This is a genomic window from Pseudomonas cremoris, assembly GCF_014230465.1.
On record NZ_JAAXCY010000009.1, the window covers coordinates 239542 to 254031 of the forward strand.

Consider the following 14490-nt stretch of genomic DNA (forward strand, 5'->3'; position numbering starts at 1 on the left):
GATGACGGGGCAGGATAGGTATCCGAATAAATTGTGTCGTGACAGGCAGCAATCGACCCTTAGCTGTCTTTGGTGGAGGGCAGCAAACGGCCAAAAACTGACCATCGGCCCTGGTGGCTTCTGGCAAAAATTGAGTTATGGTTTGCCTACGAAACAATGGACGATTCAAAACCCTGCTTTTTAGGTTTAATTGACTTCAGTACACGAACGGCAGGAGCTGGAAGCAGTATGAAGGACTCATATAAACAAATCGTAGCCCTGGGCAAAGGCACTGTACGAACACTTCTCGACGAAAAGAAGGTTCTCATGTCCTACCTGTATAGCCAGGCGCTTACGCACTGTATAGAGCATTCGGAGAAGCATGGTGATTACACCCTTCTTGGTGCATTGGTGAACGTATTCGAAAGTCGTGACTTCAAGCTGTTCGTTTCAGCATGGATCTGTGAACGCCTTGGGCTAACAAGCAAAATGGGGCCGGTGGGAGCCGTCTTCGCAAGGAGCGGGAAACCTCCCAATACGCATATGAGCTTTAAGGTAAGTGTGGAGGAGTTTGCAGGAGCGAAATTTAAAGCAAAAGTGCCGGTGAAGCCTGTTGCTAAGAAAGAGAAGAAGGCGCCAAAGCGTGTTGATATGCTCGACTCGTGGGCACGCCTGCCGGGTAGCTTCGGACATGGGAAGCGGTGAGCAAGTCGATCATCGGACTACGTTACAAGTGGTTCGAAAAAATGGGAAAAAAAATAGTGTTCCGGAGAAAGATTTTGACCGCTACATGGATGCCCACTTGGCATTTGCTGATTCATTGGTAAGCGGCGTCGACCAAGTAGAAGCAAGAGCAGCAATCCAAAAATGGGAGCGCTACGCAGGGTAATCCTGGTTACAGGAAATTCTCGCCTAAGTCCCGCATCTGTGGGGCTGAGGCCGAAGACGCTGCCGCTTTGGCTTCCAGCACATCAGGGACTGACTTGATCATGAAAGATGAAGCGCAATCGGGCTATAAGCCTGTGCAGGACGATGTGCTGAAGACATTGGGCCTTGCGGTGATCACGGGGCAGGGTGTTGAGCGTCTGTTGAGCAGCTGCCTAACGTTTCCATTGCACGGCGAGCCATTGCAAACTGTGGAACAGCTTCAGATCCTGCTTGAGCGACATTCAAAAGCCACTTTGGGACAACTGCTCAATGCGCTGCGGAAGCGGGTAGACCTGCATCCCACCTTCGACGACAAGTTGGATCGCTTCCTCCAGTATCGCAACGTCATCGCGCATCGGCTACATGATGTGCCCGGAGGTCTTGACCTGCATTCCGATGAAGGACGGGGGAGGCTAAAGGCTTTCCTGCTCCAGTACATGGATGATGGTCAGACCGTCAGCATGGTGTTGCTGGGCGTTTTGCGGGAATGGGCGAAGCAAGAGGGCATTAGTATTCCCAACGAACACCATCTGAGCCAGCAAATGCAGGATCACCTCGACGCCAATGTCGTGCCAAATTTGGATGCCTTGATCAGGTCTAAAGAACTTGGCTCGAAGCCAAAGGGCTCGAACACGGATTAGACCATGAATGCAATCAGGACAGAGCTTGAGAAGGTGGCCCTTGCGTGCAGGGTTGGGCTCATTAGCCTCGTTGATGCAAAGGGCTCAACCTTTAACGGATTTCCCTCAGGCGCGTGCGGGGTCGCTTCCGACATTTTGGGGCGAGTAGTTTGGGAAACGCTTCAGTATGAAGGGGAGTACGTCTGCGGTACACGTCACCCAAAGCTGAAAGACGGAGCGACCCACGCATGGTTTGAGGTCGGTGATTTCATCATCGATATCACATACGACCAGTTTCAAGCTACTGGACTATTCGGCTGGGTTTTCGACCGTAACGATGGCTGGCATGCGCAGTTCCGATCCCAGGAGCGCCGTCAGGGGTTTTGCATGCCCTCCGGGTGGCCGGCATACCCGTTGGATGGCTATAAGGCTGCCCGCGAAGAGGCCAAGAAAGTAGGCCTGATCTGTAAGCCGGATTAAATAGGAAAAAAACATGAAACGGATGTTTGTAGCGCTCATTTTGGCGATTGCAGCAGGCAGCAATGTATCAGCCGCTGCCGAACCACCGATGCCATCTGGCATGGAAGAAAAGGCACTTACCCCGCCAATACCAGAGCAACCGATGGACGTCTTGCATTTGCGCAAAATTCGATTTGATGACGATTGTGAAAAATGGCGATCGGCAGGCAGCAAATTTACTGCATCGCAAGACGTCACGGACTACCTACAACGTTCCCGTGTCGCTGCGTGGAGAGTTAATGATCGAGAGTACGTGAATCGCGTACTTTGGCCCGTCATGCGCGATTGCGTATTTGCGGGATATTGGGGGAATGTCCCAGTTGTTGAAAAGATTAACGACTAGGCGGAAGCCCCTGATCAAATCTAAACAATCAGGCTAATGAACCAAGGCCAACGATAGGAAAGTCGCATGGAGGACGCCGATGAGGTGTACCAGATCCTTCGAGACACCAAGGTTTTGGCTCGCCGTTATTACCAACTCACTCGTAAACCGCTGGGTGTGACTGGGGAAATCGCAGAGTACGAGGCAGCTCGGCACCTCAACGTCGAGTTGGAACTGGCTAGGCAAGCTGGGTACGACGCGACAGAAGTGAAAGATGGGCTGACAGTCAGAATTCAAATCAAGGGGCGGTATTTCACCAGCCCACAAATGCGGAGCGGCCGAGTGGGATCAATCGATTTAAGGCAACCCTTCGATACTGTTTTACTGGTTCTTCTCGACGCGGATTACAACGCTTTCCAGATTTTTGAAGCTGATCGCTCTGCGGTTGAGGCGTTACTGACAAGGCCTGGGTCAAAGGCTCGAAACGAACGTGGCTCAGTCGGTATCAGTCAATTCAAAGCTATCAGCAGACTGCGCTGGGCGCGGTCTGAACTATAGGAAATGACGCCATGCGACAGTTCGAACGAGATGATGTGCTTCGGGCTGCCGCTGGGGACGCAGATGCCTTGTTAAGAGTGCAAAGACGCAAGGACGTGCTGAAGTGGAATGCCGAACATTGCGAACACAAAAAGCAATGCGGTTGACCCTACAGCTGACCACATTGGCCATAACTTGCGAGCATTGTGGAGTTTGAATATGTGTTTATTGGGTTGTTTACGACTGATTTTATAAAGGGCCTCGAGATGAGCCCATTCCTTGAGTTTCATGACCCATCCTTATGTTTAAAGTCTTGAGAACCGAGCGGTACAACGTTGCCCGCACTTGCCACTGCTGACAACCCACAGCCAAAAAAGACGATCGAAAGGCGACAGATTTATTTTTTTCTATCACTGTCCGATTTTGGCCGAGTGCTGCCCTTCGCGAAGGGCACTTTAGGTCGATTGCTGCCTGTCGTGAGGGGCAGCAAGCGGCCAGAAGCAGCTATTCCTTATCGCCGTAAGATTCTGCCTGAAAGGCAAAGCCGGAGGGGTTGCCCTCGCCATCACAAAGGAAGAGGCCTATCCTGGATGACCCGTTTCATGATCAGGGTCGAGGTCAGGCGTTCCACATTGGGTATATTTAGAGCCACCAGCAAACTTCCTGACCGTCAGTGTGTGGCTGATCGTACCTCTGAGTCGGCCCAAGTAGCCACGTAGAAGGCTGAACGATTTGTGTGAATCAATCTGACACTTCTCTGCCGATTCCAAGTAATCTGCGAGAATCCCGGTACGTATCCAGCATGTTTTATTACAATCTGGACCCAGAGCTACCATTGCCACTAAGCAGCTATCGACCAGAAGCAATCTTTAATAGCATTGCGGAATCTGAGAACGCACAATATCCTATTTATGACAACTTGATCTGGCATACCTCAAGATCATAATCAGACACTCCACTAGCACCTCGCAGCGGACAGATATGGACCCAAGCAGTGTAATTCGCGCCTTGTCGTCAGCTGCGCAGGCAGTTTTGAAAAAATTTAAGACGTTAAGAGCGGAAAGGGCGGCCGGGAAAGCACCAGAAAATGTGCGGTCTGCTGATGATTCAATATTAGAAAGTGCGATCCAGCGATTAGCAGGTGGACAACTGGATGGTTCGCTTAGTGAACGTTTCGTCGATTCGGTTGCACACTTACTGATCACACCCGAGCACCTAGATACTCCAAATGTTGTGAATTGGCTCAATGATCGCAACGTAAGGATTGATCTCAAGTATGCCGCACGCACGAAATCGCTAGGTTCAGCAATCCCCGAAGAGATATCTGCTCGGCTTCAGGCCCGATATGGTGAAGTAGCCATGGCGAGCGCGAGGGAGGCTCGCGGCGTAGTATCAGACATCATTGCGATGCTTGCAGAGTCTGTAAACGCGCGCGTAGAAGATTCAGGGACCGCTGGCTTAGTCGTCGCCTCTCATCGTGGGCTGTCTGCCCAGATACAAGACGTCCAAGATCGATTGGCTAGTCATTCTTGCCGTGGGCAACAGATGACCGACGAAACCACCGATATTGCGCTTGAGAGCAACGTTGCTTGGCTCTCGCAAGCATTCTGTGACAAAAAGCGTGCTCGTACCGTATTTGGCCAAGCTCTCAGCCCTGGTGATGAGTCCGTATCTCGCACAATTGATCGTAAGGATCTGCGTACCAAAGTCGCGAATAATGTCTTTGGAAAACCAGATGGCGGCGTTGTTGCGATATTAGGCGCCGACGGCAATGGCAAGTCTTGGATTTTTGCACAGGCCTGGAGCCGTCAATCCTATCGGCCATTGACTGTCGTTGTGGTCCCCGACGATATCAATGGACTGCCTTCCAACGAGTACTGCCGGGATCTCTTGATTTCGAAGCTCCTAACACAGACAGGGGAATTACCAACATACGAAGCCAAGGAGCTATGGCTCAGGAATTTTCAGTATTGGCAAAGCCAACCCGACATTACCGTCCCGCGATTGGTTGTATTTATGGATGGTGTCAATCAACGTGAAAGCATCGACTGGGTTCGGTTTATTGATGCGATAAGCGATGTTCTGGCTCAGATCGGCGGTAGGCTAGTTTTCAGCTGCCGGCGGGTTTTCTATCGTGATTTTCTAGAGAATAAGCTACTCAGCGAAGTAGTCCCAATCGAAATCCCTGGGTGGACCGATTTGGAGTTGGACGAGCTTTTAAACGAACGGGGAACATCAATATCTGCTCTCGACACAGAGGTGGTGCGCAGTCTGCGTAATCCTCGAATTTTTGGAGTCGCTGCGACCCTCTATAACTCTGAGGAAATCACAGCGTTTGGCGAATTGAGCATCAGTCGTCTTCTTTTCGAGCATATCCGCAGCGGCAGTGCCGCAGAAGGTACGAAGGTATCTGATAAGCAGTTTAAGGCGGATATCTGCACCCATGCGAGAAACATTGTGCAGCGTCTCAAGGAGCAGCAAAGCGACGATATCAACGAGTTCCACATGCCTGTATTAGTGAAGGCTGGTGGTGCTAATCAAGCTATTTCCGAACAGTTTGTCATCACGTCAGCAGGGCGTTTTTTTGAGGTATTAGAAGAAGATCCTAATAAGTACCTCTTGAAAGATGAGGGTTTACCGCTGGCCCTAGGGCTTACGCTGGTGGGGACTGCGAGGGAAGCATTTCGAAAGAAAAAGAGTGTTGAAGACGCGCTTCACAATATTCTTGAACCAATTGCTGCGCTTGATAGGACCGGCGATATCTTGATGGGAGCAATTCTCGCGGCGGTACTGGAAGAGTCACCTTTGGAAATTGTGAGCCCATTGGTACGCTGTTTCGTCATGCTTCAGAACATAGATTCCTTGCGTTATCCGGAATTTCGTAACCTATTCGGTCGAAATCCCAAGGCGTTTATAGCGGCCCTAGAAGATTCGTCCCTTTCCCGCGATACAGTCTCAAATCTCTCTTGGCTCACTGACGCCGCCGATGATCTACGCGGAAATGAAGCCTTCGAAGTGGAGCTGTCAGCGAGTATCCACCGTTGGCTCAATATGTACTCCCTGGCCCCCGACCGTAAGGTTTTTTTTCCCAACACTTCGAAGCATGGAGCCGAGCGAGAAAAAAAGAGGGCTGAACGAGAGCAGGAGCTTTCCGATATTCTTATGTCATTGTCAGAGGTTGAACGCGATATTCTGAATGGCATGATTCGGGTCGATCGTGGCGACTATAGCCGCCTCAGTTTGCTTGCCTTCCATGCGTTAGCTGGCCGCTCGCTTGCCCCCTTCGCTGTGAGCCTACGCAACTGGTGTTTCTCGACCTCGCTCAATGGTGGTCACCGCAACCACCATGAGGTTTTTGATGACCTTCTGCATTTCAACTTGGTTGACTGGTTAGCCACCAGAGATTCGCTACGGGAGTCGGCGAAGCCACTACGACAAACCTGCATTTCAAGGACCGGTCAGTGGGCATTAATCTACGTCTTGTGCGCCACTGGCGAGAGCGCAGACGCAGAAGAGGCCAATGCCATCGTAGAGGAGTTGACGGAGGATCAAGAGCACAGGGGGGGCTGGCGAAGGATTGAGGACTATTGCGCTACTGATCCTTGCGATCCATCCTCGGAAGAGCCCGACAATATTGACCAGACAGCGATAAGGTACAGGGCAATTGACCCCGCCAAACTGAGCAATGGCAGAAGTGTCACGCTAGACGATCACTTTTTCTCGATGGCCAAACCAGGCCTCGCACGCTTCCGCCCTGATGCTGCTATCGAAGTTTTGCGGGCCTTGGCAGATGAGGCCGTGACACGCGAAAAGTCGGAGTTCCGCCTAGCGACCTACCTGCTTGAAAGCCATACCGTTGGCTTGGAAGATCGCGTTGCGAAATCTTACGTCGAAAAAGCGGCGGAGATTGCTCAGGCGGCACTGGATGCCGACGAAGATGAGAACAATGAGGCTTGGGTTACTGCGCAACATGCTCTTTTTGTTGCGTTTGCTCATATGACTGGAGATGAGCAATTCACTGCGTTACTGAGTCATCCGAAAGACAAAACCATTCTTCGGGATCTATGCGATCTATTCCTACCAATAAAAGAAACCACATTGGAGCGCGCGCTCGACAAGGCCGTGCAGGAAGCTAATCAGGTCATTCAATTTCGAATTCTTTGTTTCGCTGAAAACTCGGGTACCACTCTCAGCGCTCAAACTAGGCAGACGGTAATCACTCTGCTCGCATCGGAGCACGATCATGTCCGTCTATCTGCGCTGTCCCTCATCCAGGCGGCTGCTGATCCAAGGCTACTCGTGGGGCTCGTGAAGTCGGGATGGAGCGCGGCTTCTCTAGATGCTGTATCTCAAAAAACCGAAATATATTATGGATCGCAGGCCCTTGTAATGGCTGCGGAGTACGGCTCAATTACGGTCGAAGAGTGTCTAGATCGGATCGCGCTTTCCGCTTATGAATCCTTCGCTGAGCGGCTCGGACCTGATGCTGCAATGGCAATTTCAAGTCGTCTCAACACGGCTATTTTCAACGCCGCAGCTTTTCAGATTACTAGCAACCTGCCGCATATTGAGCAAAATATAGGAGGTTGCCACTGGCCTGAGTTTGTTGAGGTTTCCGAAAAAGTGTCGCAAAAGGAAGGCCTGCGAGAGCAGTTGGAGCGGTTCGCCGACACTAGCGACGCTTGGTACAAGCGTCAAAAGCAGAACCAAGATGCCTTTGATCGCTTTGAGCGTGATCTGGTAAAGGTAGGTGCGCAGCTAATCATTGAGTCCATCACTATCGGGTTGATTTTGTCAATCGACAAGGTGGCACCTGCTCTAGTCGACTCCTGGTACAAGTATTTCCTAGAGCTGGACAGCAAGAGTTTCAATAACGTGCACAATATTGCCTCGCTCATTTCCGAGGTCATCTCCAAAAGAAATTTGGTTGCTGGACTAACTTTGTTCGAGCGACTGAGAGTTGGTTCCCCTGATGTGTGTGTGACGATAGGTCTGCATAAAGTTAAACTTGGTGCGGTTAGCATTTGGAGGGCTGCTGATAGCGACGAAATTAAAAAACTCTGCTTCGCTCGCCTCGATAGCATCGACAACGATCATGAGCTTGCCATGGAGATTCTGGCTGCTATCGAAGCGCAGCGAGAAAATCTCATCCGGGATTATGTCGTAGACCGTAGGAGTCGTCTGGAGCCGGCATATCGTGCTCGAGCTACGATGGTGGCAGGTCTTTCACCAGATGAAGTCTGGGCAATTGAAACTATCGATTTGCTGAAAGACGAACATGGATTTCTGCAACAGGCATACGTTGCGGCCAAATACGCAATGGATCGCCATCAATGGTCCCGCCATTGGGCATCCCTGATGTGTACTGCGACAGATTCAGTTGAGCTTTGGCGCTACACAGTTTTGCTTTCGAAAATAGTTGATGGCCGCTTCGATTCGTTGGAAACGTATGGCGGCACACCTAGCACTCTTATCCAACGCTTCGGGCCTACGCTCAACCGCCAAATCCGCAATCGGATCAGCAAGTGGAAAAACAAGCGAAGGTCAAAGCTTTTTGGCATGCGTGTTCCAAGTAGGATGTTCATTACTGAAGGGCGTGTTTCTGATTGACCCCAGGTCCGAAGAAAGCTGACTGTTGAGGATTTGGCGGCGGTAGTAAACCGTCGCTATCCGACCCTAAGCGGCCAATCACGTAAGGCGGGAAATCAGCCGATCAGACATGCCCACGAAAATAGCGAACGCTTAAACACCACGCTAGATATTCCATTCTGGTAATGTTATAAGCGCTAAATAATTTCATCATCAGATTTAGATTCTCGCCGTGAAAGATACATTCTCAACCGCTGCGTTTCGTTCATTCAAAAAGTTTGTTGGAGAGTTAACAGCTGTAGCTGCCGGTACCTACGTGGGATTGCAGGAGGTCTCAGCGTCTATAGATGGGCTCGGTTTGGCTGATCCATGGGAGATCTTAGCGGAGAAACATGGCGTTAAGCTTTGCGGGATCAAATCTGAGCGCGTTCTTCGCAGCGCTATTCGACTTAATATCGTAAGCCTTTACAGCGGTATTGATCTGTTTTTTTCAGACACTCGAAGTCAGTTTCATGCCCTTCATGGGAAGGTGTGGGTTCAGTATGATGGTGATACTCCATTTATGGCGTTGGCTCGAAATACCGGATCTAGCAAGCAGCTTCATGAAAGTAGGCTTGGTTTGGAACGAATAACATCTTTAGATTACTACAGGCTAGTTCGCAACTCTATTGCGCATCCTAGTGGTGAAGCTGAGTCTGCGGCAAAGCAATTCTATTTAGATAACCGAGATTTACTTACCAGTACAGCTATTGCTTACGGAATGAAATCAGTTCCTCGCCCAGTTGACGACCTCAGCTTTCATGATATCAAGTATCTCGCGAGACTTGCCCTAGACCTCGCTACAGCTGTAGATAAGGATCTGGATCCTGGAGACGATAGATTAGCAATTTTAGTCCCAACAACCATTTCGAGGTTGCCTCGATCCAGTGAACGCCTTCATAATGCACGTAAGGGATGGCTTTCTGTAACGTTTGGTATCCAGTCCGCTCGTGCAGAACGTATTCTCTCAATATGACTCATAAGCTTAGTGGTTGAGCGTCCCCCTTCACAAGCGAATTGCGTTCAGTTCGCTTGTGAAGGGGAAGGGTCCAGTTCGATTCTGGAATGAGTCACCAATTTAAATTTCAACCTCAATTGGCCACCGCCATCCGAATTAGGTAGGTAGCTTCGCTATTCTGACCTTCAGCACTAAAGCTCCCCAAGAGTTATCACCGTAAGGGTCATTCGATTCGGGGCAGATATAATAGAGAATTTTGCTTCTGGCCTCCGATTTAGGGGCAGATCAAAATCAGTCCTGCGAATGATACGATCTAAATTTCACTTCTTCATTACAAGCAAACGACGTCAAGAAGGCTGTCTTTTAAAAATGCCAGCATGCTTCTCCAAGTTAAATTGTTATTCGCAGATACGGAAATCGAGATGAAATCTTGCAGCTATTGCGCCAGCTTTGAAAAACTTACCAAAGAGCATATTTGGCCAAAATCCTTAATAAAAAGAAATCCGGACTTTTTGACTTACAACAAGATTACCAATTCTTTTTACAAAGGCGAAGCTGTGATAAAGGATGTATGCGCCAAATGTAATAATGACACTCTAAGCAAGCTGGATGATTATCTAGCGGCTTTATATGACTCGCATCTTGCGAATACAATTAGCGCCGGAAGCGAGGCTAAAATAGCCTACGATTACAACATGTTGCTAAGGGTATTATTGAAAATATCTTTCAATTCAGCTCGCTCATCCGGAAGTGAAAAATCAGTCAAGTCTCACCAAAAGTTTATCACTTACATAGCTAAAGGTACTCATCGAAGCGATGTTATATTACGCCTCCTGATTGTGACCGACTCCATAGAGTTCGGCCTGGATGGCGAAATACGCAAAACCGTTAAACCGGAAGTTTTAAGGTGCGCGGATATTGGTTACGATGGGGTATTAGCCAGTCGTTTCATGATTCGCTTGATAGCCATCAATAGCTTCTGGTTCTACTTAATAATTCCACACAAAAAAGAAAAATCTCACAAATTAAAAGAGTTTATGGAAGGTTTTTCAGCTTGGACGCTACAGCCTGGCGTGCTAATCACCCCAGATTCTAGCCGATTGAATATACCAGTAAATAAGACGACTTGGTTCGACCCAAGATTGCTGGGCAGCCTCCTAAGTGCGAACCCAGGAAATTAAAGTTATTAAGCCTCAAAGAGCAGCTAAACTGCTGCTCTGAAGGGCTGCTATTAACTGACACCTGCGGTTCGGGACGGGCAGCGATCGGCCAGAAGCCTCCTAACATGAACGACTTTTAAGACAAGAAACATAAATTCGCTGTCACTAGTTTCTTCTGGAACTTGACCGTTTGCATCCAGCCACGGTGTAGCAGGCGCCGCTCTCACGCCCTTCCTCCTTTTACTCTTGCCTTAATCCATTTCAAAAGTCCGCAGGATCTTACGTTATTATACCGCCTATCTCTCTTCTCATCCCTCTTCGCATCCTTGTCCAATATCTGCTTATATCGGGTGTGAAAGCGATTTTCAAGCTCAGCCAAAAGTTCCGGGTGAGCCCAGTTCTGCCTATCCCATCTAACCGACACAATCCATCGAGGTGGGCCAGGCTGAGGGATTCTCTGGTACGAGCACGTCGCGCCCAACGATAAGAAAAGCTGCTCTCGCGCATCGCGTAGAGCGATTGGGTCGTCTTGTGGGTTTTGGCGAAACAAATTAAATTCAAGCATTGTGACGTTTGGGAAGACGCTAGCGATGTGTCTAGCGAACAGCAGAGGCCCAATGCCGCCCAGTCCGTAGCCCTTTAGCTCGGTGACAACTGCGTAGTGGTCGAAGGAAAGCGTGGCGCTTTTATTGTTCCCGGTCGGCGTTTCGACGTTCGCGATGATGAAGGCACCATAGCGAATGGTCGCATCGCCCGCGCCTAGATACGGTGCAAAGTAGGCGTCCAGTACACAAAACTCATATTTATCCTTTGCTACCACCGCTTTTTTCATTGCTACTCCATTGGTGTTTTTTTGGGATTGCTGCGGATTTCACGACTGTTCACATTTGCTCAGTATGCCTTGCATGTGCAAAGGAGAGCTTGCCGCGCTTGCACTGCGTAATTGCAAGGACTGGACCACCCATTGCATTCGGCTCGACCAGTCATTTGCGCGGGATGTGACCAGCTAACTGGGTGGCGATGATTGACAGAAATCGGCCTATACCCGCCATTTACGAAAAGCCGCTTTCGACCCAAAGCGGTCAGTCAACCTACACACGTAGCTGCTGCCGAAGGCTACACTGGCCATCAGCACCCAAAAAACTTAGCTTACTCTGATCCTGCAAAACCTAGGGCCAGCGGGTGAATGGCGTTGTCGGAGGGGGGCTCGGCTGATGATTCCCTACATTGATGTTATGGGGCTCGGATACCGGAGGCGCGTGGATGGATCTAGCTCTTCAGGCAGGCGCCGCGTGTGCAACTGCTAAGCTGTCTAGCGTACATCTACGAGTCAGCTTCACTCATTTCCATGATGAACGTTGCGCGACAACGCTGAGCCTGACCCATCGCGTTACGTGGGGGGGATCAAAGCTTCTTGGCGGCCATCATGATCTTGTAGTGGCGCTTCCATTCTTTTTCGATCATGAGGTTTTCAAAACCGCCGGTACGGAACAGGTCGAATGATGCGTCATCCAAGCAGACGGGCCAGTTGTTGAAGGTTGCCTGTTTTGCTTCACCCTCTGTCCAAATATCGACCAGTACGATGGCGTACCGGTTTTCTATTTTTAACTCGCCTAGTCCTAGTTCCAGCGTGGCGTGATGGGCCTGATATGACATCCGCTGGATATCATGTATGGTTTCGGCGATTTTTTTGTTGAGGTTGGAAAATCTCTTGGCTTCAATGAGAAAGCAGCTTTTCGTGGTGGGGTCAAAAACGATTGCATCAAGGTGCAGTTTTTCCTCGGCGCTCAATGGGGCTTCAAACCAGGCAAATGCGTCCTTGCCTAATACGTGCTCCAACGACCTGACGAAATTATTGGTCAGGTTTCTCTCGGTGAAGCCGGTGCTTTTATGCGCAGGGTAATAGTTGTTCAGGATTTGGCGATATTTGCACAAAGTTTGATCGAATGCTGCCATCAGCGCATTTTCAATTTCGCGAATCATATTTTTTCCTACTCAATGCATTGTGGGATTGCTGCAACGCAAGCCTGAGAACTGAATCACCACGTGTCCGTCGCTCGATTCCCATGATGCACCTCTGACTGCAAGGAAAGGAGTACTTGATGTTTATTGGTCCAGAGCAGTACCCAAAGGCTCTTCGTGCGATGGTCGCCCAAGAAGCTTCGTTAGACGTGGCTATTGCATTCTGGGGCGATGGCGCAGAGGCAACCATCCATCCTGACGACGGAAAGCCGTTGCGAGTCATCTGCAATCTCAAAAGCGGGGGGACGAACCCTGCGGTGATCAAACTGCTAGTTGATCGAGCAAAGGAAATGGCTCATGTCCAGATCCGCCAGTGCGACCGGCTACACGCGAAACTGTTGGTAGGGCCCACCTCGGCAATCATCGGCTCAGCAAACGTATCCGCGAATGGGTTGGGATTTGAAGGGGTTGAAGTTGCGCACTGGCTCGAAGCGGCAATTCAAACCGTCGACAGAGAGGAAGTCGAGTCAGCACAGGAGTGGTTCGAGCGACTTTGGTTGTCGACCGACAGCAAGCCAATCACAGACCAGGACCTAGCCGACGCAATCGAGGCTTATGAGAAGAATCGGGATGCCCGCCCTGATTACAGCCGGAAGGGGCCGTTCGCTTTCGACAACTATTCAGTGGCCGATCTAGAAGGCCGAAACGCCTACGCCCTTCTTTACACTTCAAGACCTGGACCTGAGGCCGAAGCCCGGGCCAAGCAGCACGAAGACGAAGAGCTAATTGAGCATGGGAGCTACGGGCAGGGGGGCGAGGGCAACGAGCGCTGGTCGTTTGAGACTTGGCCAGACTCTCTCGACACTACAGAGAAGAACGAATACCTCTGCATTATCTGGAACGAGAATGGTGGGGTCGCCGTCGACGGTGCATGTCGTATGACAGGTACAAAACTAAATTTCATTTATGATGAAAGCAATGACGATGGTTGGGTCGATCTTGCCAAACCATTAACTACGCTGCTTGGTCGGCGGCTTGTCCAAGTGGATCGTCAGCGGATCGCGAAGTCAGTGAGGCCAAAGATTGAAGCGATTTGGAACGCTGCTGAGAAGCTTGATCCCGATGCCAGGCGCATCCACCTTTCCGGCCTTAAGCGAATCCTTCAAGCGCAATAAACACTCGTTGAGCGGCGAGGCGGGCGGTGGCTGGAGCCGATCATCGCCTTGCTTATGTAGGCGGGCAACTCTCTCCATGATTTCATTGTGTTCTCGCTGCATCTGGCCGACGGCTGCCCGTAGCGAGAGGCTGCTTTTGGCCAATTGCTGTCTGTCACGGCCGACCGCAATCGACCCGAAGTGGCTGTTCATGAGGACGCGTTCTGCGAACTCACCTAAGAATGTCTGCGAAACCCAGGATGATTCAGTATCGACCGATTGGCTCACTGAATTCTACGCGCAGTAATGTGAAATCCTCTGGCTAGGATTTTGATAAATACGTTCAATGATGTCCGGCCTATTCGTTGTTCGAAAGTCACAATTACATAGTGACTACCGCTATGGGTAATAAACGTCCATAGTTCCTTTGATCGTCCGAGGCGAACGACGTCTGACGTTCGGACACTACGGCCATCACATAACCATCCATCGGCACGTGCCGCCTGGTGATGGTAAATAGCTCCGATGCAGCAACATGATTCAAATCGCGCATTGACTATGTAGCCTGTTACAGGTTTTTCGAAGCTAGTAGTCATGGCATACATCAATCTACGGTGAGCATATTCTGTGAGAAAGTTCATGTGAGGAACCGCCCTATGTTCCGTGGGAGAAGACTATGCCGCATTGGGCTTGAGTTCCGAACCTTTTAAATGTCGGCATTACC

General features: G+C 50.1%; 11 protein-coding genes, 1 tRNA gene and 1 pseudogene. 10 read left to right on the forward strand and 3 right to left on the reverse strand.

Features of this window, described 5'->3' with window-relative positions:
* Positions 1-228 precede the first annotated feature (228 nt).
* The 5 genes from HF257_RS22735 (at position 229) to HF257_RS22755 (ending at position 2925) form a co-directional block, all read left to right on the forward strand.
* Positions 229-684, forward strand: coding sequence for a hypothetical protein (locus HF257_RS22735; RefSeq protein ID WP_185708517.1), 456 nt, complete (start codon positions 229-231; stop codon positions 682-684).
* Positions 685-968: 284 nt separating this feature from the next.
* Positions 969-1547, forward strand: a complete 579-nt coding sequence (locus tag HF257_RS22740) for a hypothetical protein (protein ID WP_185708516.1) — start codon at positions 969-971, stop codon at positions 1545-1547.
* A 3-nt stretch (positions 1548-1550) separates the two neighbouring features.
* Complete coding sequence (locus HF257_RS22745) at positions 1551-2006, forward strand: hypothetical protein (protein WP_185708515.1); 456 nt, start codon at positions 1551-1553, stop codon at positions 2004-2006.
* Between the two features lie 13 nt (positions 2007-2019).
* A complete protein-coding gene (locus tag HF257_RS22750) occupies positions 2020-2388 on the forward strand; it encodes a hypothetical protein (RefSeq protein WP_185708514.1) in 369 nt (122 codons plus the stop codon).
* Positions 2389-2454: 66 nt separating this feature from the next.
* Positions 2455-2925, forward strand: coding sequence for a DUF6998 domain-containing protein (locus tag HF257_RS22755; protein WP_185708513.1), 471 nt, complete (start codon positions 2455-2457; stop codon positions 2923-2925).
* 544 nt (positions 2926-3469) lie between these two features.
* On the opposite strand, the pseudogene HF257_RS22760 reads toward HF257_RS22755, so the two are convergent.
* Positions 3470-3544 (reverse strand): annotated as a pseudogene (locus HF257_RS22760) (AsnC family transcriptional regulator); the annotation flags it as partial.
* 341 nt (positions 3545-3885) lie between these two features.
* Here HF257_RS22760 and HF257_RS22765 point away from each other — a divergent pair.
* The 4 genes from HF257_RS22765 to HF257_RS22780 all read left to right on the forward strand — a co-directional run bounded on the left by HF257_RS22765 (position 3886) and on the right by HF257_RS22780 (position 10671).
* Positions 3886-8514, forward strand: coding sequence for a hypothetical protein (locus HF257_RS22765; protein WP_185708512.1), 4629 nt, complete (start codon positions 3886-3888; stop codon positions 8512-8514).
* Positions 8515-8725: 211 nt separating this feature from the next.
* Positions 8726-9508: a hypothetical protein gene (locus HF257_RS22770; protein WP_185708511.1), complete on the forward strand. Its 783-nt coding sequence runs from the start codon at positions 8726-8728 to the stop codon at positions 9506-9508.
* Positions 9507-9608, forward strand: a tRNA-OTHER gene (locus HF257_RS22775). Before HF257_RS22770 ends, HF257_RS22775 begins: the two co-directional genes overlap by 2 nt.
* Before the next feature lie 304 nt (positions 9609-9912).
* Positions 9913-10671 carry a hypothetical protein gene (locus tag HF257_RS22780; protein WP_185708510.1) on the forward strand — a complete coding sequence of 253 codons (759 nt, stop codon included), beginning with the start codon at positions 9913-9915 and terminating at the stop codon, positions 10669-10671.
* 202 nt (positions 10672-10873) lie between these two features.
* Here HF257_RS22780 and HF257_RS22785 read toward each other — a convergent pair whose 3' ends face one another.
* Positions 10874-11482 carry a hypothetical protein gene (locus HF257_RS22785; protein WP_185708509.1) on the reverse strand — a complete coding sequence of 203 codons (609 nt, stop codon included), beginning with the start codon at positions 11480-11482 and terminating at the stop codon, positions 10874-10876.
* A 572-nt stretch (positions 11483-12054) separates the two neighbouring features.
* The gene (locus HF257_RS22790) at positions 12055-12633 is read right to left on the reverse strand and encodes a hypothetical protein (protein WP_185708508.1); all 579 of its coding nucleotides are present in this window, start codon (positions 12631-12633) and stop codon (positions 12055-12057) included.
* Positions 12634-12752: 119 nt separating this feature from the next.
* Here HF257_RS22790 and HF257_RS22795 point away from each other — a divergent pair, with 119 nt between their 5' ends.
* A complete protein-coding gene (locus HF257_RS22795) occupies positions 12753-13787 on the forward strand; it encodes a phospholipase D family protein (RefSeq protein ID WP_185708507.1) in 1035 nt (344 codons plus the stop codon).
* Positions 13788-14490 lie beyond the last annotated feature (703 nt).